21 protein-coding genes are annotated in these 24280 nt (G+C 67.3%); 14 read left to right on the forward strand and 7 right to left on the reverse strand.

From position 1 onward, the window contains the following. Positions 1 to 34: 34 nt before the first annotated feature. The 3 genes from hydA to purM form a co-directional block, all read right to left on the reverse strand. A complete protein-coding gene (gene hydA / locus ABNX08_RS17935) occupies positions 35 to 1471 on the reverse strand; it encodes a dihydropyrimidinase (protein ID WP_041681149.1) in 1437 nt (478 codons plus the stop codon). Positions 1472 to 1505: 34 nt separating this feature from the next. Beyond that, complete coding sequence (locus ABNX08_RS17940; protein ID WP_022536500.1) at positions 1506 to 2834, reverse strand: MFS transporter; 1329 nt, start codon at positions 2832 to 2834, stop codon at positions 1506 to 1508. Between the two features lie 377 nt (positions 2835 to 3211). Next, positions 3212 to 4264: a phosphoribosylformylglycinamidine cyclo-ligase gene (gene purM, locus ABNX08_RS17945; RefSeq protein WP_022536501.1), complete on the reverse strand. Its 1053-nt coding sequence runs from the start codon at positions 4262 to 4264 to the stop codon at positions 3212 to 3214. 204 nt (positions 4265 to 4468) lie between these two features. On the opposite strand from purM, the gene ABNX08_RS17950 reads away from it, so the two are divergent. From ABNX08_RS17950 to ABNX08_RS17990, 9 genes are all read left to right on the forward strand, one after another. Further along, complete coding sequence (locus ABNX08_RS17950; RefSeq protein ID WP_022536502.1) at positions 4469 to 5539, forward strand: AI-2E family transporter; 1071 nt, start codon at positions 4469 to 4471, stop codon at positions 5537 to 5539. 39 nt (positions 5540 to 5578) lie between these two features. Beyond that, positions 5579 to 6286 (forward strand): DnaA regulatory inactivator Hda, encoded by a 708-nt coding sequence (gene hda / locus ABNX08_RS17955; RefSeq protein WP_349606309.1) that lies wholly within the window; start codon positions 5579 to 5581, stop codon positions 6284 to 6286. A 90-nt stretch (positions 6287 to 6376) separates the two neighbouring features. Next, positions 6377 to 7051 carry an HAD family phosphatase gene (locus tag ABNX08_RS17960; RefSeq protein WP_022536504.1) on the forward strand — a complete coding sequence of 225 codons (675 nt, stop codon included), beginning with the start codon at positions 6377 to 6379 and terminating at the stop codon, positions 7049 to 7051. 1 nt (position 7052) lies between these two features. Next, positions 7053 to 8576, forward strand: a complete 1524-nt coding sequence (pcnB, locus tag ABNX08_RS17965; protein ID WP_022536505.1) for a polynucleotide adenylyltransferase PcnB — start codon at positions 7053 to 7055, stop codon at positions 8574 to 8576. Beyond that, entirely contained in the window at positions 8577 to 9107 is a 531-nt protein-coding gene (folK, locus tag ABNX08_RS17970) for a 2-amino-4-hydroxy-6-hydroxymethyldihydropteridine diphosphokinase (protein ID WP_022536506.1), read from the forward strand. It abuts the gene before it with no gap. A 43-nt stretch (positions 9108 to 9150) separates the two neighbouring features. After that, positions 9151 to 9792: a deoxynucleoside kinase gene (locus ABNX08_RS17975; protein WP_022536507.1), complete on the forward strand. Its 642-nt coding sequence runs from the start codon at positions 9151 to 9153 to the stop codon at positions 9790 to 9792. 114 nt (positions 9793 to 9906) lie between these two features. Next, complete coding sequence (gene panB, locus ABNX08_RS17980; RefSeq protein WP_022536508.1) at positions 9907 to 10728, forward strand: 3-methyl-2-oxobutanoate hydroxymethyltransferase; 822 nt, start codon at positions 9907 to 9909, stop codon at positions 10726 to 10728. A 4-nt stretch (positions 10729 to 10732) separates the two neighbouring features. Further along, positions 10733 to 11431, forward strand: coding sequence for an ABC transporter permease (locus ABNX08_RS17985; RefSeq protein ID WP_022536509.1), 699 nt, complete (start codon positions 10733 to 10735; stop codon positions 11429 to 11431). After that, positions 11428 to 12123: an energy-coupling factor ABC transporter ATP-binding protein gene (locus ABNX08_RS17990; protein WP_022536510.1), complete on the forward strand. Its 696-nt coding sequence runs from the start codon at positions 11428 to 11430 to the stop codon at positions 12121 to 12123. Before ABNX08_RS17985 ends, ABNX08_RS17990 begins: the two co-directional genes overlap by 4 nt. A 9-nt stretch (positions 12124 to 12132) precedes the next feature. Here the strand turns inward: ABNX08_RS17990 and ABNX08_RS17995 are convergent, their stop codons facing one another. The 4 genes from ABNX08_RS17995 to ABNX08_RS18010 all read right to left on the reverse strand — a co-directional run bounded on the left by ABNX08_RS17995 (position 12133) and on the right by ABNX08_RS18010 (position 18374). After that, positions 12133 to 14061, reverse strand: a complete 1929-nt coding sequence (locus ABNX08_RS17995) for a bifunctional anthranilate synthase component I family protein/class IV aminotransferase (RefSeq protein ID WP_349606312.1) — start codon at positions 14059 to 14061, stop codon at positions 12133 to 12135. A 275-nt stretch (positions 14062 to 14336) separates the two neighbouring features. Further along, positions 14337 to 15482 carry a molecular chaperone DnaJ gene (gene dnaJ / locus ABNX08_RS18000; RefSeq protein ID WP_022536512.1) on the reverse strand — a complete coding sequence of 382 codons (1146 nt, stop codon included), beginning with the start codon at positions 15480 to 15482 and terminating at the stop codon, positions 14337 to 14339. Positions 15483 to 15652: 170 nt separating this feature from the next. Further along, positions 15653 to 17605 (reverse strand): molecular chaperone DnaK, encoded by a 1953-nt coding sequence (dnaK, locus tag ABNX08_RS18005; RefSeq protein WP_022536513.1) that lies wholly within the window; start codon positions 17603 to 17605, stop codon positions 15653 to 15655. A gap of 214 nt (positions 17606 to 17819) precedes the next feature. Next, on the reverse strand, positions 17820 to 18374 hold the full coding sequence (locus ABNX08_RS18010; RefSeq protein WP_041681150.1) for a cob(I)yrinic acid a,c-diamide adenosyltransferase: 555 nt from the start codon (positions 18372 to 18374) through the stop codon (positions 17820 to 17822). A gap of 310 nt (positions 18375 to 18684) precedes the next feature. Here ABNX08_RS18010 and ABNX08_RS18015 point away from each other — a divergent pair, with 310 nt between their 5' ends. From ABNX08_RS18015 to ABNX08_RS18035, 5 genes are all read left to right on the forward strand, one after another. Continuing rightward, a complete protein-coding gene (locus ABNX08_RS18015; RefSeq protein WP_022536515.1) occupies positions 18685 to 20115 on the forward strand; it encodes an FAD-binding oxidoreductase in 1431 nt (476 codons plus the stop codon). A gap of 25 nt (positions 20116 to 20140) precedes the next feature. Then, complete coding sequence (locus ABNX08_RS18020) at positions 20141 to 21031, forward strand: LysR substrate-binding domain-containing protein (RefSeq protein ID WP_022536516.1); 891 nt, start codon at positions 20141 to 20143, stop codon at positions 21029 to 21031. A 12-nt stretch (positions 21032 to 21043) separates the two neighbouring features. Next, on the forward strand, positions 21044 to 21562 hold the full coding sequence (locus ABNX08_RS18025; protein WP_022536517.1) for a GNAT family N-acetyltransferase: 519 nt from the start codon (positions 21044 to 21046) through the stop codon (positions 21560 to 21562). A gap of 245 nt (positions 21563 to 21807) precedes the next feature. Next, a complete protein-coding gene (locus tag ABNX08_RS18030) occupies positions 21808 to 23328 on the forward strand; it encodes an FAD-linked oxidase C-terminal domain-containing protein (RefSeq protein ID WP_349606315.1) in 1521 nt (506 codons plus the stop codon). Positions 23329 to 23343: 15 nt separating this feature from the next. Beyond that, a complete protein-coding gene (locus tag ABNX08_RS18035; protein ID WP_022536519.1) occupies positions 23344 to 24270 on the forward strand; it encodes an ion transporter in 927 nt (308 codons plus the stop codon). Positions 24271 to 24280: the final 10 nt, after the last annotated feature.

The raw sequence follows: 24280 nt of genomic DNA on the forward strand, positions 1-24280 counted from the left end.
GTCGGTCAAAGCTTCAGCAAGGCAAAGGCGGTCTTTACAAGCTGCCGCCGGAAGTCCGGTAGCGCGGCCGCGCCATTTCCGGCAACGCGCACGGCAGGAACTGCCCGTGGCCGGCCTCGGCGCGCACCTCGCCCTCGTGCGCCACCACCTTGCCGCGCACCAGCGTGGTCACTGGCCAGCCAGTCACGCGCAGGCCTTCGTAAGGGGTGTAGTCGACCGCATGGTGCAGGTCGGCGTTGCGGATCACCACCTCGCGCTGCGGGTCCCAGATCGCCAGGTCGGCATCGGCGCCGATGGCGATGGTGCCCTTGCGCGGATGCAGGCCGTACAGCTTGGCGGGATTGGTCGAGGTCAGCGCGACAAACTGATTGACCGAAATGCGCCCGCCATTCACCCCGGCGGAGAAAAGCAGCGGCAGCCGCGTTTCCAGCCCCGGGATGCCATTCGGGATGTACTGGAACGGCACCTCCTTGCCGCCGGGCATCTTGCCCTGCGGGTCCTCGTAGCGGAACGGTGCGTGATCGGACGAAAAGATCGTGAACAGGCCATCGCCCAGGCCGTCCCAGATCACCTCCTGGTTGCTGCGGTCGCGCGGCGGCGGGCTGCACACGCACTTGGCGCCGTGGTAGCCGGGCTGGTCGAGGTCGTCGGCGGTCAGGAACAGGTACTGCGGGCAGGTCTCGGCAAAGATCTTCATGCCGCGGTTGCGCGCCCAGCGGATCTGCTCGACCGCTTCCTTGCCTGACACATGCACGATCAGGATCGGCACGTCGACCAGTTCCGAGAAGGTGATGGCACGGTGCGTGGCCTCGCGCTCGATCGCCATCGGCCGGGCCAGCGCGTGGAAACGGGGGGCGGTATTGCCCGCCGACTCCAGCTTTTCGGTCAGCCAGGCGATGCAGTCGGAGTTCTCGGCATGCACCATCACCAGCGCGCCTTCCTGCCGGGCCACCGACAGCACCTCGAGAATCTCGCGGTCGTTCAGCTTGAGGTCGTCGTAGGTCATGTAGACCTTGAACGAGGAATAGCCCTCGCGGATCAGCCCCGGCAACTCGTCGCGCAGCACCGCCTCGGTGGGATCGGCCACGATCAGGTGGAAGGCGTAGTCGACCACCGCCTTGCCGTCGGCGCGGCGGTGGTAGTCGCTGACCGCGGCGCGCAGCGAATGGCCCTTCTCCTGCGCGGCGAACGGGATCACGGTAGTGGTCCCGCCGCACGCCGCCGAGATCGACCCGGTGCGGAAGTCGTCGGCCATCTTGAGGCCGTCCGGCATCGGCTGGTCCAGGTGGCAGTGCGCATCGACGCCGCCCGGCAGCACCAGCTTGCCGCTGGCGTCGATGGTCTGAGCGGCCTCGCCCAGGTCATGGCCGAGCTGCACGATGCGGCCGCCGGCGATGCCGATATCGCACTGCATGGTGTCGCTGGCGGTCACCACGGTGCCGTTGCGGATGATCAGGTCGAACTGTTTCACGATACTGCTCACGAGAGGATTGGTACTACCGCACTCAGCGGTCCGCGTCGGACAGGTGCATGCGATTGGTTTCACGCGCGGCAGCCGCGGCGACTGCGATCAGCGCGCACACCACCGCCAGGTAGATCGCCACCGGCGCAGTGCTGCCAAAGCGGTCGAGCAGGCCGATCGCGATCAGCGGAGCCAGCGCGCCACCGAACACGCCGGCAAACTGGAAGCCGAGCGAGGCACCAGTCACGCGCACCCGGGTGGCGAACAACTCCGGCAGGAACGACGCCAGCGGCGAGAACATGAACGACACCAGCACCATGCCGACGAACGAAGCCAGCATGATCAGCGCCGGGCTGCCCGTCTTGACCAGCGTGAAGAAGACAAAGGCCCACACCGCACCGCCGATGCCGCCGATCATCAGCACCGGGCGGCGCCCGATGCGGTCGGCCAGGAAACCTGCCACCGGGATAAACAGGATCTGCGCCACCGCGCCCAGCAGCACGGCATTGAGCGCGATGCTCTTGGGCAGGCCCAGCTTGGTCGGCACGAAATACAGCAGGAACAGCGTGAACACGTAGAAGGCGATATCGCCGCCCAGCCGCGCGCCGAAGGCGATCAGCAGCTGCTTCTTGTAGTTGCGCAGCACTTCCATGATCGGCGCGCGCGCTTCGGCGTGCGATTCCTCCAGCTTCTCGAACATGCCGGATTCACGCACATTGGAGCGGATGTAGAGGCCGACGCCGACCAGCAGCGCCGACAGCAGGAACGGCACGCGCCAGCCCCAGCTCAGGAACGCTTCTTCCGACACCTGCCAGGTCACCAGCGCGAATACGCCGTTGGCCAGCAGCAGCCCGATTGGCGCCGCCAGCTGCACCAGGCTGCCGAGGATGCCGCGCCGCTTACCTTCAGGGTCTAGCTCGTTGACCATGATCGCGGCCCCGCCCCACTCGCCGCCCAGCGCCAGGCCCTGCACCACGCGCAGCAGCACCAGCAGCACCGGCGCCAGCGCGCCGGCGGCGGCATAGGTCGGCAACAGGCCGATGCCGAAGGTGGCCAGGCCCATCATCAGCAGCGTGATGATGAGGATGGACTTGCGGCCCATCTTGTCGCCGAAGTGGCCGAAGATCGCCGCGCCCAGCGGCCGCGCCACGAAGGCCACGCCGTAGCTGGCAAAGGACAGCAGCGTCGCGGTCAGCGGGTCGCTCTGCGGGAAGAACAGCTTGGGGAAGACCAGCGCGGCGGCCGATCCGTAGATGAAGTGGTCGTAGAACTCGAGCGTGGTGCCGGCGAGGCTCGCCCCGGCAACACGCGCGACGGATTGCTTCTGGGGCGACGCGCCTTTTGCCGCGGCGTCGATGCTGACTGCTTGCATGGTGGATCCTCCAATGGTCCTGGCCTGCCCCTGGCGTGCCGGTGGGTCCCCACGTCGCGCCAAGGCGTTGTCTCCGGACGCGGCATGCGTGTGCCGCGTCTTTGCTCAGTACATTAGGCGATAAACCGCCATACAATCAAGAGAAATATTGTTTGTCAGATTTGGTGCAGATGCATGCTGGGTTTTGGTGCGATGCACGAAAACGGGCCTCGCGCGCGGGAAACGGCACATCGATCCCCGATATGCCTTGCAGACGCCGCTTCGGGCACTGGCGTGGGTGTATTGGATCGGGATAAACCCTTAAATGACGGACGATGAACGAAAAAAACGGCGCATGCCCAAGGCATGCGCCGTTCTTGCGGAAAACCGTCGCTACGTCAGACTACGATGGTCTGCGCCTCGCCCTCGGCGCGTTCGCGGATCTCGCCGATCTGCCACACGGCCTCGCCGGCTGCCTGCAGGTGGCGGATGGCGCGTTCTGCGTCTTCCTTCGCCACGATCACCACCATGCCAATGCCGCAGTTGAACACGCGGTGCATTTCATCGTCGGCCACGCGGCCCTGCGCCTGCAGCCACTGGAACAGCGGCGGCAGCGTCCAGGCGTCGCGCTTCAGCACGGCGGTGACGTTCTGCGCCAGCACGCGCGGCACGTTCTCGGTCAGGCCGCCGCCGGTGATATGGGCCATGCCCTTGACCGGCAGCGTCTCGATCAGCGACAGCAGCGGCTTCACGTAGATGCGCGTGGGCGCCATGATGGCGTCCTGCAGGCGCTGGCCGTGGAAGTCGGCGTTCAGGTCCGGCTTGGCCACCTCGATGATCTTGCGCACCAGCGAGTAGCCGTTGGAGTGCGCGCCCGACGAAGCCAGGCCCAGCACCACGTCGCCCGGGGTGATGGTGCTGCCGTCGATGATCTTCTTCTTTTCGACCGCGCCGACCGCAAAGCCGGCCAGGTCGTATTCGCCGTCCGGGTACATGCTCGGCATCTCGGCGGTTTCGCCGCCGATCAGCGCGCAGCCGGCCAGTTCGCAACCGCGGGCGATGCCCTGGATCACGGTGGCGGCGGTGTCCACGTCCAGCTTGCCGCAGGCAAAGTAGTCGAGGAAGAACAGCGGCTCGGCGCCCTGCACCAGGATGTCGTTGACGCTCATCGCGACCAGGTCCTGGCCGACGGTGTCGTGGCGGTTGAGCTGGAAGGCCAGCTTGAGCTTGGTGCCCACGCCGTCGGTGCCGGACACCAGCACCGGCTCCTGGTATTTCTTCGACAGCTCGAATAGCGCACCGAACCCGCCGATGCCCGCCATCACGCCTTCGCGCATGGTGCGCTTGGCGAACGGCTTGATGCGGTCGACCAGCGCGTCGCCGGCATCGATGTCAACACCGGCGTCGCGGTAGGAAAGGCCTGCCTGGCCGGCGGTCGGGGATGCGCTCATGGGAACCTGCTTGTCCTGGAGGAAATAAAGTGAGGAATTCGGCCCTCGGGCCAGCACAGCTTCCGTCGTTTGGCATCGGAAGGCGGGCGCGAGTCCAGTAGAATCGCAATTTTAACGGATAGAGGCCCCCGGCTTCCAGTTTCCGGCCACATTCGCGCCGCAAACCCGCCAAGTCGCCCAGGCACCTCGCCCAAACCCCTATTGATGAATGCCCCGCTGCTGAACCAAGAGACCAAACGCATCCTGCTCTGGATCGCAGTGACCATTGCGCTGTTCGCCGCCATCATCGCGCTGGCGCCGGTGCTGACGCCGTTCCTGTTCGCGTTCATCTTCGCCTATATCCTGAACCCCGGGGTGGACTGGCTGCAACGCCGCCGGATCCCGCGCGCGGTCGGTGTGACGCTGATGATCCTGCTGCTGACGGTGATCTTCGTGATGCTGGTGCTGCTGCTGATCGCGGTACTCCAGCGCGAGATCCCGCAGATCCGCGAACAGTTGCCGATCCTGCTGAAGAAACTCAACTCCGTGGTCTCGCCGCGGCTGGCGGAGTTCGGCGTGCGCATCCGCTTTGACTTCCCGGGCCTGCGCAACATGCTGTCGGACCACTTCTCGGCCAGCCCGGAAGACCTGCTGGTGGTGCTGCTGAACTATGTCAAGATGTCAGGCTCGGCGCTGATTACCGTGGCCGGCATCATCTTTATCGTGCCGATCGTCATGTTCTACCTGATGATGGACTGGCACATGGTGATGCGCCGCATCGAGGGCGTGGTGCCGCGCCGCTGGGTGCCCAAGGTGCGCGAGCTGACCAACGAGACCGACGCGCTGCTGTCGCAATACCTGCGCGGCCAGATCCTGGTGATGGTGATCCTGGCGGCGATCTATTCGATCGGCCTGACCGTTGCCGGCTTCGAAATCGGCGTGCCGGTGGGGGTCTTCACCGGGCTGGCGGTGTTTATCCCGTATATCGGCTTTGGCATCGGGCTGGTCATGGCGATCGTGGCCGCGCTGCTGCAATTCGGAAACTGGTACGGGCTGGCCGCGGTGGCGGTAGTCTATGGCTTCGGCCAGTTTATCGAGAGCTTCTACCTGACGCCGCGCCTGGTGGGCGAGCGCATCGGGCTGCACCCGCTGGTGGTGATCTTCGCGCTGCTTGCCTTCGGCCAGCTGTTCGGCTTCTTCGGCGTGCTGCTGGCACTGCCGACCTGTGCCGTGCTGCTGGTCGGGGCGCGGCAGCTGCGGCGGATTTACCTGGCCAGCGACCTGTACCGAAAATAACGGCTGCCCCGCCCGTCACCCGCAAGTTAGCCATACGTCATGTTCCCGCGTCCCAAGCAACTTTCGCTCGAGCTGGGCAGCCCGCCGCCTTCGACTTTCGAGAATTTCGTGGTGGCGTCCAACCGCGAGTCGGTGCAGCGCCTGCAAGCGCTGCCCGCTGCGGTCGCGCAGGAGCGCGCCACCGACCGGCTGGTCTACCTGTGGGGCGAGGTCGGCTGCGGCCGCACCCACCTGTTGCACGCCGTGTGCGAGGCCGCGCCCCAGCACGGCATCCGCAGCCGCTACCTGAGCCCGCACCATCCGCTGTCCGACTTCCTGTTCGATCCCAGGTGCCAGCTCTATACCGTGGATGACGTCGAGCTGCTGGACGAGGCGCGCCAGATCGCGGTGTTCTCGCTCTACAACGAGGTGCGCGCCCACGTTCGCACCGCGCTGGTGGTCGCCGGCGGGCTGGCCCCCCGCGCGATGCCGGTGCGCGAAGACCTGCGTACGCGCCTGGGCTGGGGCCTGGTGTACCAGGTCGCGCCACTGTCGGACGACGACAAGAAGGCCGCTGTGCTGCAAGCGGCACGCGAACGCGGCCTGCAGCTCTCGCCCGAGATCACCCACTGGCTGGTGACCCGCCACTACCGCGACATGCCGAGCCTGATGGCGCTGCTGGACGCGCTCGATACCTACTCGCTGGAACGCAAGCGGCCGGTCACGCTGCCGCTGCTGCGCGAAATGTTCGCTGAATTCCGGGATTAGCCGGGACTAACCCCTGGCGCCAGGCCCCAAGCCGCGCCCGGGGTTAGTCCTGCCCGACTCCCTTCACGCCTTAAGGTAAAATCGCCGCCCATGAATCTGGCACTCTTTGACCTCGACCACACCCTGATCCCGACCGACAGCGACCATGAATGGGGCCGCTTCCTGGTCCGCCTGGGCGTCGTCGACGAGGAAACCTACCGGCAGAAGAACGACGAGTTCTATGGCCACTACAAGGCCGGCACCCTCGATATCCAGGCCTTCCTGCGCTTTGCGCTGGCGCCGCTGGCGGCCAACCCGAGAGACCGGCTCGACGCCATGCGCGCGCGCTTCATGCACGAGGTGATCGATCCCGTGATCACCCCGCAAGCCCGCGCGCTGGTCTACAAGCACATCGAGGCCGGCGACCTGTGCGCCGTGGTGACCGCCACCAACAGCTTCGTCACCGCGCCGATTACCGCGGCATTCGGCATCAAGCACCTGATCGCCACCGAGCCCGCCACCATCGACGGCAAGCCGGAAAGCCAGTTCACCGGCGAAGTCCACGGCGTGCCCAGCTTCCGCGAAGGCAAGATCACCCGCGTCGAATCCTGGCTGAAGAGCCAGGGCGCGCAGTGGAACCACTTCGAAAAGACCACCTTCTACAGCGACTCGGCCAACGACCTGCCCCTGCTGGAAAAAGTCTCCGAGCCGATCGCCACCAACCCGGACGATCGCCTGCGCCACCACGCCGCCGCGGCAGGCTGGCGCATCATGGATCTGTTCTGACGTGATCAAGAAGCTCATTACCCGGCTGCTGGGCAAACCCGGCCCCAAGCTGCGCCGCACTGGCCGCGCCCATACGCCGCGCATCGTCGGCGCCGACGAACACCAGATCGACCCGACGCTGCTGTCTCGCAATGCCGTCAAGGTCACATCCACGCTGCAGCAGGCCGGCTACCAGGCGTTTATCGTCGGCGGCGCGGTGCGCGACCTGCTGCTCGGCATCAAGCCCAAGGATTTCGACGTGGCGACCAACGCCACGCCCGACCAGGTGCAGGCGCTGTTCCGGCGCTCGCGCATCATCGGCCGCCGCTTCCAGATCGTGCACGTGACCTTCTACGGCGGGCGCGAGCAGGAAATCATCGAAGTCTCGACCTTCCGCGCGCTGGTCGACGCCATCGCCAGCGAAACGCTGCCCGAAGGCCGCCGCCTGAAGCGCGCCGAGCTCGACAGCAAGACCCATGCGATCGACGCCTCGGGCCGCGTCCTGCGCGACAACGTGTGGGGCTCGCAGGCTGAAGACGCGGAACGCCGCGACTTCACCATCAACGCGATGTACTACGACCCGGCCGCGCAGACCGTGCATGACTACCATCACGGCATGGAAGACATCCGCGCGCGCACGCTGCGCATGATCGGCGACCCGGTCACGCGCTACCGTGAAGACCCGATACGGATGCTGCGCGTGGTGCGCTTTGCCGCCAAGACCGGTTTCGACATCGACGAGGCCACGCGCCACCCGATCGCCGGCCTGGCCTCGCTGATCCACAACGTGCCCAGCGCGCGTCTGTTCGACGAGATGCTCAAGCTGCTGATGTCCGGCCACGCCTGGGCCTCGCTGCAGGAGTTGCGCAAGGCGGGCCTGCACAAGGGCCTGCTGCCGCTGCTGGACGTGGCGCTGGAGCAGCCGATGGGCCAGCGCTTTGTGCAGCTGGCGCTGGACAACACCGACCGCCGCGTGCAGGCCGGCAAGCCGGTTTCGCCCGGCTTTCTCTTTGCCGCGCTGCTCTGGCACCACGTGCTGCAGCGCTGGAACAAGCTGCGCGACGAGGGCGAGCACGCCATCGCCGCGCTCAACGCCGCCATGGATTCGGTGTTGGAAAAGCAGACCGGCCAGCTCGCGATCCAGCGCCGCTTTGTCACCGACATGCGCGATATCTGGGGCATGCAGCCGCGCTTCGAGAAGCGCGTGGGCCGCATGCCGTTCCGGCTGCTGGAATCGCCGCGCTTCCGCGCCGGTTTCGACTTCCTGCAGCTGCGCTGCCAGTCTGGCGAGCTGCCGGAAGAGCTGGCCACCTGGTGGCAGGACTTCCAGGACGCCGACCCGGGCGAGCGCGAAGGCCTGATCGAGGCGGCGCGCGGCGCACGCGGCCCGGGTGGCGAGGGCGGCCAGGGTGCCGAGGGCGAGGGCCCTGCGCGCAAGAAGCGCCGCCGACGCAGTCCGCGGAAATCGGATAAAGTTTCTTCCCGGAGCGACTCGGACGCGGGCGAGGCAGCACATGCCGGCCCCGGCCAGCCGGAGGAAACGTAAATGACTCTCGCCTTCATCGGCATCGGCGCCAATCTTGGCGATGCCCGCCAGGCTATCAAGGACGCCATCGTGTGCCTGGCCCAGCAGGTCGGCATCACGGTGTTGGCGCGTTCCTCGCTCTATCGCACCGCGCCGGTCGATGCCGGCGGCGACGACTACTACAACGCGGTGGTCAAGGTGCAGACCTCGTTCACCGCGACGCAGCTGCTGCGCATCTGCCACCACATCGAAGACCAGTTCGGCCGCGAGCGCCCATTCCGCAACGCGCCGCGCACGCTCGACCTGGACCTGCTGCTGTTCGGCGACGAGCAGCACGACGACGAACACCTGACCGTGCCGCACCCGCGCATGACCGAGCGTGCTTTCACGCTGGTGCCGCTGCTGGAGCTGGACGCCGCCCTGTCCATCCCCGGCCGCGGCCCCGCCGCCGACTTCCTGGCTGGCGTTGGCGCACAGCGCATCGAGAAGGTTTCCACCTGCAAGTGCCTGCGCATGCAGGCCGCCGCCGGCAATGCCGGCACCCCCGGCTGAACGCGCACGGCGGCGCCAGCCACCCCCACTAGCCTGAAGCGCCATGCTCGATCACCTGCGCCGCATCGTCGTCGAAGGCCCCGTCGGGTCCGGCAAGACCTCGCTGGCCCAGCGCCTGGCGCGCACGCTGCACGCGGGCGAGCTGCCCGACTGCGCGCGCCGGAGCCCCTTCCTCGAACCCTTCTACCGCGATCCCGCACGCCATGCGCTGGCAATGCAGCTGTGGTGCCTGACACAGCGCGCCGTGCAGCTGCAGCAGTGGCAGGCGGCGCTGCTGGCCGGCCAGCGCATGGTCACCAACTTCCTGATCGCCAGGGACCGGCTGCACGCGGCGCTGACGCTGTCCGAGGACGAGCTGGCACTCTACGACGCCATCGCCGCGCGCTTCAGCCTGCCGCCGCAGCGCGCCGACCTGGTCATCATGCTGCAGGCCACGCCATCGCTCTTGCGCGAGCGCATCGTGCGCCGCGGCGAGCCCGGCGAGGCCGGCATCGATGAAAACTACCTGCAGCGCCTGACTGACGCCTACGGTGAACTGTTCCACCGCTACGACGAGGCGCCCGTGCTGATCGTCGACACCGCCCATTTCAATCCGGTGGACAATGACGACGATTTCCGTACACTACTGTCGCGCATCGAAAATATGCGCGGCCGCAAGGCCTTCCTGAATCTTGCTGCGCCCTGACAGGCCACGCCTGCCAGACACAACACAATAACGACGGCAGTCGTTGCCCTGCAGGGTCGCCCGGCGCCCGCAGCGCAGCAACGGCACAACCAGCCGTCACATTCGGGCACTGCCATGAGCTACCTCCTCGACCCCTCCCGCAAGACCATCACGATTCCCAAACTGCAGGCAATGCGCGACGCCGGCGAGAAAATCGTCATGCTGACCGCCTATGACTCCAGCTTCGCCGCGCTGCTCGACTACTGCGGCGTTGAAATGATCCTGGTCGGCGACTCGCTGGGCAATGTGATGCAGGGCCAGCAGACCACGCTGCCGGTCACGCTGGAACAGATGGCCTACCACACCGAATGCGCGGCGCGCGGCAACCAGACCGCGTTGCTGGTGACCGATCTCCCGTTCGGCACCTACCCGACGGCGGAGACTGCCTTCGCCAGCGCCGTTACGCTGATGAAGGCCGGCGCGCAGATGGTCAAGCTCGAAGGCGGCGACTGGCTCGCGCCGATCGTCAAGTTCCTGGTCGAGCGCAGCATCCCGGTGTGCGCGCATATCGGCCTGACGCCGCAGTCGGTGCATGCGCTCGGCGGCTTCAAGGTGCAGGGCAAGACCGATGCCGGCGCGGCCCAGCTCAAGCGCGACGCGCTGGCGCTGCAGGCCGCCGGTGCCCAGGTGATTTTGATGGAGGCGGTGCCCGCGGTGCTGGCCGGCGAAATCACGCAGCTGCTGAAGGTACCCACCATCGGCATCGGCGCGGGCGTGGACTGCACCGGCCAGGTGCTGGTGCTGCAGGACATGCTCAATATCTACCCGGGCCGCAAGGCCAAGTTCGTGCGCAACTTCATGGAAGGCCAGACCTCGATCGAGGCGGCCGTGCGCGCCTACGTGGCCGCCGTGAAGGACGGCAGCTTCCCCGCCCCCGAGCACACCTTCTCCGCCTGACGCGGTGGAGATCGCATCGGCCACCGCGGATGCGTTCCGCCTGCTGGCCAGCGGCGATGCGGCGCTGTGGTTTATCGTCTGGACCTCGCTGATGGTGGCGGTGCTGGGGCTGGCGATCGCCACGGTGCCCGCCATCGCCGCCGCCTGGCTGATCGCCACGCGGCAGTTCCCGGGGCGGCGCGCGGTGGTGGTGGTGGCGCAGGCCTTCCTGTCATTCCCGACTGTGCTGGTCGGGCTGGTGCTCTACCTGCTGCTGACGCGCCAGGGACCGCTGGGCAGCCTGCAACTGCTGTTCACGCCATCGGGCATGGTGATGGGGCAGGCAGTGATCGGTTTCCCCGTGGTGCTGGCGTTTGCGTTGTCGACCTTGCAGGGCGCCGACGTGCGCCTGCGTGAAACGGCCTGGGTGCTCGGCGCCGGGCGCTGGCGCACCTTTGTCACCGTGATCCGCGAGATGCGTTTTGGCCTGATGGCCGCGGTGGTCGCCGGCTTCGGCCGGGTGATTGCCGAGGTGGGCTCGGCGCTGATGATCGGCGGCAATATCGAAGGCTCGACGCGCACCATCACCACTGCGATCGCGCTGGAAACCAGCAAGGGCGAGTTCGCGCAGGGCATCGCGCTGGGCATCGTGCTGGTGGCGCTGGCGCTGCTGGTCAATATCGGCATGGCGTGGCTGCAGGGCGCCGGAGGATTCCGTCGATGATGCCTGCAGACAGCATTCACGCGCCGCTGCTGACCGTGCGCGGGCTGGCGCGTTCGATCGGCCTGCGCCGGCTCTTTGCCATCGACGATCTGGTGATCCCGCGCGCCACCGCGATCGTGCTGACCGGCATGAATGGCGCCGGCAAGACCACGCTGCTGCGCATGCTGGCCGGGCTGGATCCGGCGCCGGGCGCTATCGCGCAGTGGACCGATGCACAGGGTCAACTGCACACCGCACCGCTGGACCCGCTGCCGCCGGCGTTGCGCCAGCGTATCGCTTACCTGCATCAGCACCCTTACCTGTTCCGCACCTCGGTGCGCGAGAACATCGCCTACGGCCTGCAAGCGCGCGGCATGCCGCGCGACGAGATCGCGCGCCGCGTGGGCGACGCGCTGGGCTGGGCCGGCGTGTCGCACGTGCAGGACACGGCGCCTGAATACCTGTCCGGCGGCGAGATCCAGCGTGTGGCGCTGGCGCGCGCCAAGGTGCTGGAGCCGGAGTTGCTGCTGCTCGACGAACCGACCTCGAGCCTGGACGGCCATGCGCGCGAGCAGGTGATCGCGCTGGTCAGCGACCTGGCCACGGAGGGCCGCACCGTGGTGATGGTCTGCCACGACCGCGAGCTGATCAATTTGCCGGGCGTGGTGCGCTGGAAGCTGGGCGACGGCGTGCTGGACCAGCATCACCCGTAGCGGCTGCATTTACGGTTGCAGCGTCGCCGGCATTGCGCCGCGCAGGGCGTTGACCACCACGATGGCCTCGGCGCGCGCGAGCATGGCGCGGGTCACTACGGCCTCTTCCACGGTTTCGCCGGGCGCGCCCAGCGCCGCCCCGCCCTCTCCCAGCACCACTGCGCGCATCACGCCGGGCAGGATGTCGGCCGACAGCGGCGGCGTCAGCCAGCGGCCATCGATGCGGACGAAGACCGAGCTGCGGCCGCCTTCGAGCAGCTCGCCACGGGTGTTGAAGAAAAGCCGGTCGAAGCCGCCGGCGCGTTCCGCGGCCTGCCAGCCGGCGTCGAAGGCCGCGCGGGCGCTGGTCTTGTGGCGGCGCAGCGGATCGGCATCGGGTAGTGGCTCGGTGGCGATGTCGATCCTGACCGGACCGGCCGGCATCGGTGCCACCGCGCCGCTGGCAAACGCCAGCGCGCCGCGCTTGTCCGCGCTCATGCGCAGGCGCCATGTCCCCGCGCCCAGCTGCGCCACTTGCGCGGCCACCGCGTCGCGTGCCGCATCGGCATCGAAGGCAAAGCCGAACGTGTGCGCCGAGGCGCCAATGCGCGCGATATGCCGCGCGAGGTACAGGCACTCGCCGCCCTGCACGCGCATGGTTTCGAACAGCGTAAAGCCGGGGTCGTGCCGCGTCAGGAAGCGCGCCTTCCAGCCGCATTCGTCGAATTCCTCCGCGGCGACGCTGTCGTGGACGATGCCGCCGCCCACGCCCATTTCACCCGCGCGCAGGCCGTTGTCCGCGAGGGGCGCCAGTACCAGCGTGCGGATTGCCACCGACAGCGCGAACGGTCCCGCGGTGCCTTCAGCAGCTGGCGCATCGATCCAGCCGATCGCGCCGGTGTACAGCCCGCGCGGCGTGCCTTCCAGGTCGGCGATGATCTCCATGGTGCGCCGCTTGGGTGCGCCGGTGATCGAGCCGCACGGGAACAGTGCTGCCATCAGCGCTGCAAAACCGGTGCCGGGCTGCGCCGTCGCGGTCACGGTGGAAGTCATCTGGAGCACCGCGCCGAACGGCTGCACGGCGAAGCGCTCGGGCACCGCCACGCTGCCTGGCTGCGCGATGCGGCCGAGGTCGTTGCGCAGCAGGTCGACGATCATCACGTTCTCGGCGCGGTTCTTGGCGTCGGCGGCCAGTGTGGCGGCGGCTTGGGCGTCGCGCGCGGCATCGCCGGAGCGCGGTGCGGTGCCCTTCATCGGCCGGGTCAGCAGGTGACCGTTACCGTCGTGGCGGACGAACAATTCAGGGGACAGCGACAGCACCCAGCTGTCGCCGGGCATCCGCGCCAGCGTGCCGTATGGCACCGGCTGCGCGGCGCGCAGCGCGGCGTACAGCGCTATCGGGTCACCGAAGGCGCCGAAGCGCAGGCGCTGGGTATAGTTGACCTGGTAGGTGTCGCCGGCTTCGATCCACTGGTGGATGCGGGCGATGGCGTCGTTGAAGGCTTCGCGGGGGGTGTCGGAGGCGACGCCCATCATGCCGGCTGGCTTCTGTTCTGCCTTGGACTGGAGCCAGGCGGCGACACCTGCGGCATCGAGCAGGCGCAGGTCGCGGAACCACAGCAGGCGCAACGCGCCGTCGTGGAAAGGCATCGCGTTGCCGGTGTGTACCGGGGCATCGACCAGCGCGCCGCCGAACTCGTACGGGGCGAACAGCGTCGCGTGCCAGCCTGCGCACCAGCCGTCGGCGAGCATCGAATCAAGCTGCGCAATGTCGCTGCCGGTGGGTAGCATGTCTTCGCGGACGAAGCCGGTGTAGAGGCGCGACGCCGCTTCCACCGCCGGAGCCGTGGCATCGTCAAGAAGAACGAAGACGTCTTCTCTCCCTGGCTGGGTGCTCTCCTCTCCCGCGCGCGGGAGAGGAGCCGGGGGAGAGGGCGGGGGCTGGATACTTGCTACCACGGGGAATTCTTCAGGGAAAAGACAGGACGACCATGCATTATCGCGCGCCGAAAGCTGTGGGAGTCCATTTGGGCGTCATTGGCGATGCCACCGCCTGCCCTCTCCCCCGCCCCTACCCGCAAGCGGGAGAGGGGAGCAAACCGGCGGAATGCGGACCGCCCCACGCCGGGCACACGCATGCAGTTTTCTCATTTATGAGAAATCCGCAAACCGCATCCACAAAAAACAAAACCGGCCACGCTCACACGTGGCCGGCCTTATGCCGCTAAGCCAGATCAGCTGAAGAAACTCTTCACCTTATCCAGCCACGACTGCTCCTGCGGGCTGTGGCGCGACCCACCCTCATGCACCGAGCGGTCGAACTGGCGCAGCAGTTCCTTCTGCGCCTCGGTCAGCTTGACCGGCGTCTCCACGTTCACATGCACGTAGAGGTCGCCCGGATAGCCCGAGCGCACGCCCTTGATGCCCTTGCCGCGCAGGCGGAAGGTCTTGCCGGACTGGGTGGCTTCAGGCACCGGGAAGCTGGCCTTGCCGCTCAGCGTCGGCACTTCCAGGTCGCCGCCCAGCGCCGCGGTGGCGAACGAGATCGGCATCTGGCAGTGCAGGTCGTCGCCGTCGCGCTCGAACATCGGGTGCGGCTTGATGTGGACTTCCACATACAGGTCGCCCGGGGGGCCGCCGTTGATGCCCGGCTCGCCGTTGCCGGACGAGCGGATGCGCATGCCTTCGTCGATGCCGGCCGGGATCTTCACTTCCAGCGTCTTCTGCGACTTCAGCTTGCCCTGGCCGTGGCACTTGGTGCACGGCTTGGGAATGTACTTGCCGCTGCCGTGGCACTTCGGGCAGGTCTGCTGCATGGTGAAGAAGCCCTGCGACACGCGCACCTGGCCGGCGCCGTGGCAGGTCGGGCAGGTTTCCACGCTCGAGCCGGGCTCGGCGCCGTTGCCGTGGCAGTGGTCGCAGTCGTCCCAGTGCGGCACGCGGATCTGCGCCTCGTGGCCGTGCGCGGCCTGCTCCAGCGAGATCTCCATGCTGTAGCGCAGGTCGGCGCCGCGATAGGCCTGCGGGCCGCCGCCGCCGCGACGTCCGCCAGCCTGCTGGCCGAAGATGTCGCCGAAGATGTCGCCAAAGGCCTCGGCGAAACCGCCATAGCCCTGCGCACCGCCGAACCCGCCCGCCATGTTGGGGTCGACACCGGCATGGCCATACTGGTCGTAGGCCGCCTTCTTCTCCGGGTCGGAAAGCATCTCGTAGGCCTCTTTGACCTCCTTGAATTTTTCCTCGGCGACCTTGCCGTCCTTGCCCTCCGGATTGCGGTCCGGGTGGTACTTCATCGCGAGCTTGCGATAAGCCTTCTTGATCTCGTCGTCGCTCGCGTTCTTGCCTACCCCGAGCACTTCGTAATAGTCACGTTTTGCCATGGTGGCTCATTACCTTTTGGCCGGCACGCACATGCGGCGCGATACCGGCGAATAGCAAAAAAGCCGAGCGAGGCATCCGACGGCGGTTTCCCGCTGGGTCCGATGGCCGCGCCCGGCGTCGGGACGGGAGCGGTGCCGGCCAGTGCCTGCACCGCCGCCCGCTGTCCCGATTACTTCTTGTCGTTGACTTCCTTGAACTCGGCGTCCACAACGTTGTCGTCCTGCGGTTGCGCCTGCTGGCCACCGGCCGCGCCGGCACCGGCAGCAGCACCGGCCGTGGCACCTTCGCCAGCCTTGGCCTGCATGTCGGCGTAGACCTTCTCGCCCAGCTTCTGGCTGACTTCGGACAGCGCGTTGACCTTGGCATCGATCTCGGCCTTGTCGCCGCCGCGAGCGGCGTCTTCCAGTTCCTTGATCGCGGCTTCGATCTTTTCCTTCTCGCCGCCTTCCAGCTTGTCGCCGTATTCGGTGAGCGCCTTCCTGGTCGAGTGGATCAGCGCGTCGGCCTGGTTGCGGGCGTCAGCCAGCTCGCGGGCCTTCTTGTCTTCCTCGGCGTTGGCCTCGGCGTCCTTGACCATGCGCTGGATCTCGTCTTCCGACAGGCCCGAGTTCGCCTTGATGGTGATCCGGTTTTCCTTGCCAGTCGCCTTGTCCTTGGCGCCCACGTGCAGGATGCCGTTGGCGTCGATGTCGAACGACACTTCGATCTGTGGCGTGCCACGCGCTGCGGGCGGAATGCCTTCCAGGTTGAACTCGCCCAGCAGCTTGTTGCCGGAGGCCATTTCACGCTCGCCCTGGAACACCTTGATGGTCACCGCCGGCTGGTTGTCGTCGGCGGTCGAGAACACCTGCGCATGCTTGGTCGGGATGGTGGTGTTCTTGGTGATCATCTTGGTCATCACGCCACCCAGAGTCTCGATCCCCAGCGACAGCGGCGTCACGTCCAGCAGCAGCACGTCCTTGCGGTCGCCCGACAGCACCGAGCCCTGGATCGCGGCACCGACGGCCACGGCTTCATCCGGGTTCACGTCCTTGCGCGCTTCCTTGCCGAAGAACTCCTTGACCTGTTCCTGCACCTTGGGCATGCGGGTCATGCCGCCGACCAGGATCACGTCGTCGATGTCGCTGACCTTGACGCCCGCGTCCTTGATCGCGGTGCGGCACGGCTCGATGGTGCGCGTGATCAGCTCTTCGACCAGCGATTCCAGCTTGGCGCGGGTCATCTTCAGGTTCAGGTGCTTCGGACCCGAGGCATCGGCCGTGATGTACGGCAGGTTGATCTCGGTCTGCTGCGAGCTCGACAGTTCGATCTTGGCCTTTTCAGCGGCTTCCTTCAGGCGCTGCAGCGCGAGCACGTCCTTGGACAGGTCCACGCCCTGGTCCTTCTTGAACTCGCTGATGATGTAGTCGATGATGCGCTGGTCGAAGTCTTCGCCGCCCAGGAAGGTATCGCCGTTGGTCGACAGCACTTCGAACTGCTTCTCGCCATCCACGTCCGCGATCTCGATGATCGAGATGTCGAAGGTACCGCCGCCGAGGTCATACACGGCGATCTTGCGGTCGCCCTTCTCGTTCTTGTCCAGGCCGAAGGCCAGCGCGGCCGCGGTCGGCTCGTTGATGATGCGCTTGACGTCGAGGCCCGCGATGCGGCCGGCATCCTTGGTAGCCTGGCGCTGCGAGTCGTTGAAGTACGCCGGCACGGTGATCACGGCTTCGGTCACCGGCTCGCCGAGATAGTCCTCGGCCGTCTTCTTCATCTTGCGCAGCACTTCAGCGGAAACCTGCGGCGGGGCCAGCTTCTGGTCGCGCACCGACACCCATGCGTCGCCGTTGTCGGCCTTGACGATGGAGTACGGCATCAGGCCGATGTCCTTCTGGACTTCCTTCTCTTCGAACTTGCGGCCGATCAGGCGCTTGACCGCGTACAGCGTGTTACGCGGGTTGGTGACGGCCTGGCGCTTGGCTGGCGCGCCGACCAGGATCTCGCCGTCTTCCATGTAAGCGATGATCGACGGGGTGGTGCGTGCACCTTCCGAGTTTTCGATGACCTTGGGGGTGTTACCCTCCATGATCGCGACGCAGCTGTTGGTGGTACCGAGGTCGATACCGATGATCTTACCCATTTATTCTCTCCTCTTGAGCCATCGCTATCCGCGCGACTGCAATTCAACCTGAGGCCGAAATGTGGCCGGCCGGGGTCTTTTCAAGGGCAGAAGCGGCAAATCCGAGTAATTTTCTCAGTTTCTGCACGCTCTCAACGGCATCCGCCGCCGCACCTTGAGCCACCCGCGCGGCTCGCGCGCCATAAGTGACCCTACCATTACATTTTCTGCCGGTTCAGGTGGCCTGCCGATCTCGCTGCCACAGCACGTCCGAGCCGCCGCCGGCCCGGTTCAGCACCCGCGCCAGCACGAACATCAGGTCCGACAGCCGGTTCAGGTACTGGCGCGGCGCCTCGTTGAGCGCCTCGGCCGCGCCCAGCGCCACCAGCGACCGCTCGGCGCGCCGGCACACCGTGCGGCACACGTGGGCCTGCGCCGCGGCGCGGCTGCCGCCGGGCAGGATGAACTCGGCCAGCCGCGGCAGGTTGGCGTTGTAGTCGGCCAACCAGGTGTCGAGCTGGGCCACCTGCTCGGGCTTGAGCAGCGTATAGCCGGGGATGGAGAGTTCGCCGCCCAGGTCGAACAGGTCGTGCTGGATATGCAGCAGCGCGGCGCGCACGTTGTCCGGCAGCGCCTCGGTCAGCAGCACGCCGACGTGGCAGTTCAGCTCGTCGACGTCGCCGATGGCGGCGATGCGCAGGCTGTCCTTGCCGGTGCGGGTGCCGTCGCCCAGGCCGGTGGTGCCGGCGTCGCCGGTGCGGGTGGCAATCTTGGACAAGCGGTGGCCCATACCGGTCTCCTTCCTTGTATGCGTGGATGCCCCGCGCGGGGCGCGCCGGGGGAAATGGCGCACATTATCGCGCCAGAGCACGCGTATGAGCGAAGGCCTTGTGGTTCTACCCCTTGGGCGGGGTCGCTGTGCGGCTATCGGCCAGTCCCAGGCGCGCAAGGGTGCATGAGCCGCCGCGCGGCGTAGAATGCCTGTATTCGTATATTCGTCGTCCATTCGATAACCGGGTCGCGCCCTGCCTGCCATTCCGGAGATGTTTCCGGACCGCCGCAACAGGCACCACCGCCGCGCCGACCCGCCGGAGACCCGCATGAACCATCCCACGCCTGCCGCAGCGCTCGCCCGCCGTCCCCTGCCCCCCGCCTTCAGCGAAGCCCTCGCGGCGCGCTTCGGCGAGCGCTTCACCACCTCGGCCGGCGTGCGCGAGCACCACGGGCGCGACGAGTCGCCGTTCCCGCCGGCCGCGCCCGATGCGGTCGTCTTCGCCCACAGCACCGAGGAAGTGGCCGACGTGGCGCGCCTGTGCAACCAGCACGGCGTGCCGCTGATCCCCTACGGCGCCGGCTCGTCGCTGGAAGGCCACCTGCTGGCCGTGGCCGGCGGCGTCAGCCTGGACCTGTCCCAGATGAACAAGGTCCTGGCGGTGCAGCCCGAGGACCTCACCGTGACCGTGCAGCCTGGCGTCACGCGCAAGCAGCTGAACCAGGAAATCAAGGACTCCGGCCTGTTCTTCCCGATCGACCCGGGCGCGGACGCCTCGCTGGGCGGCATGTGCGCCACGCGCGCCTCCGGGACCAACGCGGTGCGCTACGGCACCATGCGCGAGAACGTGCTGGCGCTGACGGTGGTGACCGCCGACGGCCGCGTGATCCGCACCGGCACGCACGCGCGCAAGTCGTCGGCGGGCTACGACCTGACCCGGCTCTTTATCGGCAGCGAAGGCACGCTCGGCATCATCACCGAGGTGACGGTGCGGCTCTATCCGCAGCCGGAGGCGATCTCCGCCGCGGTGTGCGCCTTCTCCAGCATGGGCACCGCGGTGCAGGCCGTGATCGAGACCATCCAGCTCGGCGTGCCGGTGGCGCGCGTGGAGTTTGTCGATGCGCTGGCGATCCGCGCGATCAACCACCACGACAACCTGACCCTGCCCGAAACGCCGCACCTGTTCTTCGAATTCCACGGCACCGAGGCCGGTGTGCGCGAGCAGGCCGAGACCGTGCAGCAGATCACTTCCGAGCACGGCGGCCAGGGCTTCGAATGGGCCACGCGCCCGGAAGACCGCAGCCGGCTGTGGAACGCGCGCCATACTGCGTACTTCGCCATGCTGCAGCTCAAGCCAGGCTGCAGGGCGGTGACCACCGACGTGTGCGTGCCGATCTCGCGCCTCGCCGACTGCGTCACCGAAACCGAGAAGGACCTCAACGCCTCGGCACTACCCTGCCCGATCGTCGGCCATGTCGGCGACGGCAACTTCCACGTCGCGATCCTGGTCGACCCGGACAAGCCCGAGGAAATGGCCGAAGCAGAAACCATCAACCAGCGCATCGTCGAACGCGCGCTGGCGATGGGCGGTACCTGCACTGGCGAGCATGGCGTGGGCCTGCACAAGAAGGGCTTCCTGGTGCAGGAGCACGGCGAGGACGCGCTCGACCTGATGCGCGCGATCAAGGACGCGCTCGACCCCAACCACATCCTGAACCCCGGCAAGATCTTCAGCGCCACGCGCGGCGGCGCGCAGTAAGGCGCCGCGGTCAGGCACACAACGGATGGCCTCCATGTTCAACCGCGTCCCGCCACTGCACCTGCTGATCGCGTTCGAGGCCGCGGCGCGCCTGGGCAGCTTTGCGCGCGCGGCCGAGGAGCTTTCGGTAACGCCCAGCGCGGTGTCGCACCGTATCAAGAACCTCGAGGAGCTGTGGGGCGAGGACCTGTTCGTGCGCGCCAACGCGGCGCTGCGGCTGACCGCGGCCGGCACGCGCTACCTGCGCAATGTGCAGGACGCGCTCAAGTCGCTGAACGAACTGGCGCGGCCCGAGTACAACAAGCTGCGCACGCGGCTGCGCGTGGCGATCCCGCCGACCTTCGGGCGCCAGCACCTGGTGCCGCGTCTGCCGGAGTTCGGCGCGCTGTACCCGCATATCGACCTGGAGCTGCACCTGGCGATCCCGTTCCTCGACGTCAAGGCCGAGGACACCGATGTCGAGATCCGTTACGGCACCGGCCGCTACCCGGACCTGAAGACAACGAAGCTGCTGGTCGAGCCGGTATTCCCGGCGTGCGGGCGCGAGTACTACGAGCGCGTCAACGGCCGCGCCATCACCAAGCCCGAGCACCTGCACGGCCTGGTGTTGCTGCGCAGCCCGCTGGAACCTTGGAAGCCGTGGTTCGAGACCGCCGGGCTGGACTGGCCCGAGCCGCAGACAGGTCCCCAGTTCAACGACATCGGCCTGATGCTGGAGGCGATCGCGTCCAACCAGGGCGTGGCGCTGGTGCGCCAGCGCATGGCGCGGCACTGGCTGTCGCTGGGGCAGATGGTGCGGCTGCTCGATATCGAGTCGGTGTCGCCGCACGGCTACTACATCGTCGAGCGCGAGCAGGCACCGCTCAAGCCGGAGGCGCGCTATTTTGTCGACTGGCTGCTGAGCCTGGACTGGTAGGAGACTGAGCGCATGGAAATCCGCCTGTTGACCCCCGCCGACGCCGCCGCTTTCCAGGCGCTGCGCCTCGAAGGCCTGGCCGAAGCGCCGGAGGCCTTCGCTGCCAGCCTGGAGGAGGAACAGGACCTGCCGCTCGATACCGTCGCGGAGCGCCTGGCCGCCGGCGAAGACAAGGCCGTGTTCGGCGCCTTCGACGGCGCGGCGCTGGCCGGCGTGGTCGGCGTGATGCGCGAGCTGAAGCAAAAGCATCGCCACAAGGCCTTTATCTGGGGCATGTACGTGGCGCCGGGCTGGCGCGACCGCAAGCTGGGCCGCGCACTGATGGACCGTGTCATGCAGCAGGCCGCCGCCATGCCGGGCGTGCGCCAGGTGACGCTGTGCGTCAATGCCGGCAGCACGGGCGCAGTGCGGCTGTACGAGTCGCTCGGCTTCGTAAAGGTGGGGCTGGAGCCGGATGCGTTGTACGTCGCGCCGCACTTCCACGACAAGCTCGACATGGTCTGCCGCCTGCCGCAGGTGCCCGCACGCTGAGCCCTGCGCGAGCCGCCTTCCCTGCACCCGCGCCGCGGTGCTACGCTGGATTTGCAGCCTGGATGGCACGCCCCGGGCGCGCAGCCATGATGAGCATTTTTGATCGGCCTGCCGTGCGGAATTCACGTCCCCCGTGGTCCCCGCGGCAAGTGCCCTGCGCTATAGTCACCCGTCCCCCCGGCGGGCATGCCCTGCACCGCCGCGACCGGCACGCCGCATGATCGGCCTGCCCCACAGGAGTCGTCATGAATGCCCCGAACGAAGCCCAGACGCTAGCCACTGACAGCGCCGGTGCGCACGCAGCCGCTGAAGGCCGCCGCAGCGCGCTGCTGGCCGGCCTGGCGCAGATCCTGCCCGACGCCGCGCTGCTGTGGAAGGCCGAGGACACCGTTCCCTACGAATGCGACGGCCTGGCCGCGTACCGCCAGGTGCCGATGGCCGTGGCCCTGCCCGACACCGAGGAACAGGTCTGCGCGATCCTGCGCCTGTGCCACAAGCTGGGCGTGCCGGTGGTGCCGCGCGGCGCCGGCACCAGCCTGTCGGGCGGCGCGATGCCGATCGCCGAGGGCCTGGTGCTGTCGCTGGCCAAGTTCAAGCGCATCCTGTCGGTCGATCCATATTCGCGCACAGCGGTGGTCCAGCCCGGCGTGCGCAACCTGGCGATCTCCGACGCCGCCGCGCCCCATAACCTGTACTACGCACCGGACCCGTCCTCGCAGATCGCCTGCACCATCGGCGGCAACGTCAGCGAGAACTCCGGCGGCGTGCACTGCCTGAAGTACGGCCTGACCGTGCACAACGTGCTGCGCGTGCGCGCGGTGACGATGGAGGGCGAGGTGGTGGTGTTCGGTTCCGAGGCGCCCGACGCGCCCGGCCTGGACCTGCTGGCCGTAATGATCGGCTCCGAAGGCATGCTGGGCGTGGTCACCGAGGTCACCGTGCGCCTGATCCCCAAGCCGCAGCTGGCGCAGGTCATCATGGCCAGCTTCGATGACGTGGAGAAAGGCGGCAATGCGGTCGCCGACGTGATCGCCGCCGGCATCATCCCGGCCGGGCTGGAGATGATGGACAAGCCCGCCACCGCCGCGGTCGAGGAATTCGTGCGCGCCGGCTACGACCTGGAAGCCGCCGCCATTCTGCTGTGCGAGTCGGATGGCACGCCCGAGGAAGTCGCCGAAGAGATCGAACGCATGAGCGAAGTGCTGCGCGCCTCCGGCGCCACCCGCATCACGGTGTCGCAATCGGAGGCCGAGCGGCTGCGCTTCTGGAGCGGCCGCAAGAACGCCTTCCCCGCCGCCGGCCGGATTTCGCCCGACTACTACTGCATGGACGGCACCATCCCGCGCAAGCATATCGGCACGCTGCTCAAACGCATCGAAGAAATGGAGCGCAAGTACGGCCTGCGCTGCATCAACGTATTCCATGCCGGCGACGGCAACATGCATCCGCTGGTGCTGTTCGATGGTGCGGACCAGGACGAATGGCACCGCGCCGAGCTGTTCGGCGCCGACATCCTGGAAGCCTGCGTGGAGCTGGGCGGCACCGTCACCGGCGAGCACGGCGTGGGCGTGGAGAAGCTCAACTCGATGTGCGTGCAGTTCTCGCCGACCGAGCGCGACGCCTTCTTCGGCGTCAAGGCCGCGTTCGACCCCGCGCGTCTGCTGAACCCCGACAAGGCCATCCCCACGCTGGCGCGCTGTGCCGAGTACGGCAAGATGCACGTGAAGAAGGGCCTGCTGCCGCATCCCGAGCTGCCGCGCTTCTGAGCAACGCCCTGAACCATGCCCGACCCACGCCGACGCCAGCACCAGGAAGCCGTCACCCGCCAAGTGCTGGGCCAGCCCGAGACCGGCTGGCGCCAGCGCTGGTACACCATCATCTTCGAGGCCGATACCCGCGACGGGCGCATCTTCGACGTCGCGCTGCTGATCGCCATCGTCGCCAGCGTGATGGTGGTGATGCTCGACAGCATGGCGGCGGTGAACCAGCGACTGGGCCTGGTGTTCACGGTGCTGGAGTGGACCTTCACGTTGTTCTTCACCGCCGAGTACGTGATGCGCGTCCTGGTGGTGCGCCGTCCGTGGCGCTATGTGTTCAGCTTCTACGGGATCATCGATTTCGTCTCGATCATGCCGACCTGGCTGGCGGTCTTCCTGCCGGAGCTGCATTTCCTGATCGACGTGCGCCTGTTGCGGCTGCTGCGCGTGTTCCGGATCCTGAAGCTGACGGTGTACTTCGAGGAAGCCGAGATCCTGTACCGCGCGCTGGTCAACAGCCGGCGCAAGATCTTCGTGTTCCTCGGTACGGTGTTCATCATCACCGTGATCCTGGGCACGGTGATGTATGTGGTCGAAGGCCCCCAGCATGGCTTCAACAGCATCCCGCTCAGCATGTACTGGGCGGTGGTGACGCTGACCACGACCGGCTTCGGCGACATGGTGCCCAAGACCGCGCTGGGGCAGTTCATCACCTCGCTGACCATCCTGCTGGGCTACGGCATCATCGCCTTCCCCACCGGCATCGTCGGCGCGGAGCTGGCCGCCAGCATCCTGAAGCGGCCGCTGACCACGCGCACCTGCACCCATTGCCTGACCGAGGGCCACGAGCCCAACGCGATGTACTGCAAGCACTGCGGCAACCCGCTGCCCGAATACCAGAACGACAGGCCGGAAGTGCCCGGCGGCCGCGACGGCACGCCAGCACGCTGAGCCACGCAAC

Source organism: Cupriavidus sp. DF5525 (assembly GCF_040149425.2).
In the GTDB taxonomy this organism is placed as follows: domain Bacteria; phylum Pseudomonadota; class Gammaproteobacteria; order Burkholderiales; family Burkholderiaceae; genus Cupriavidus; species Cupriavidus pickettii_A.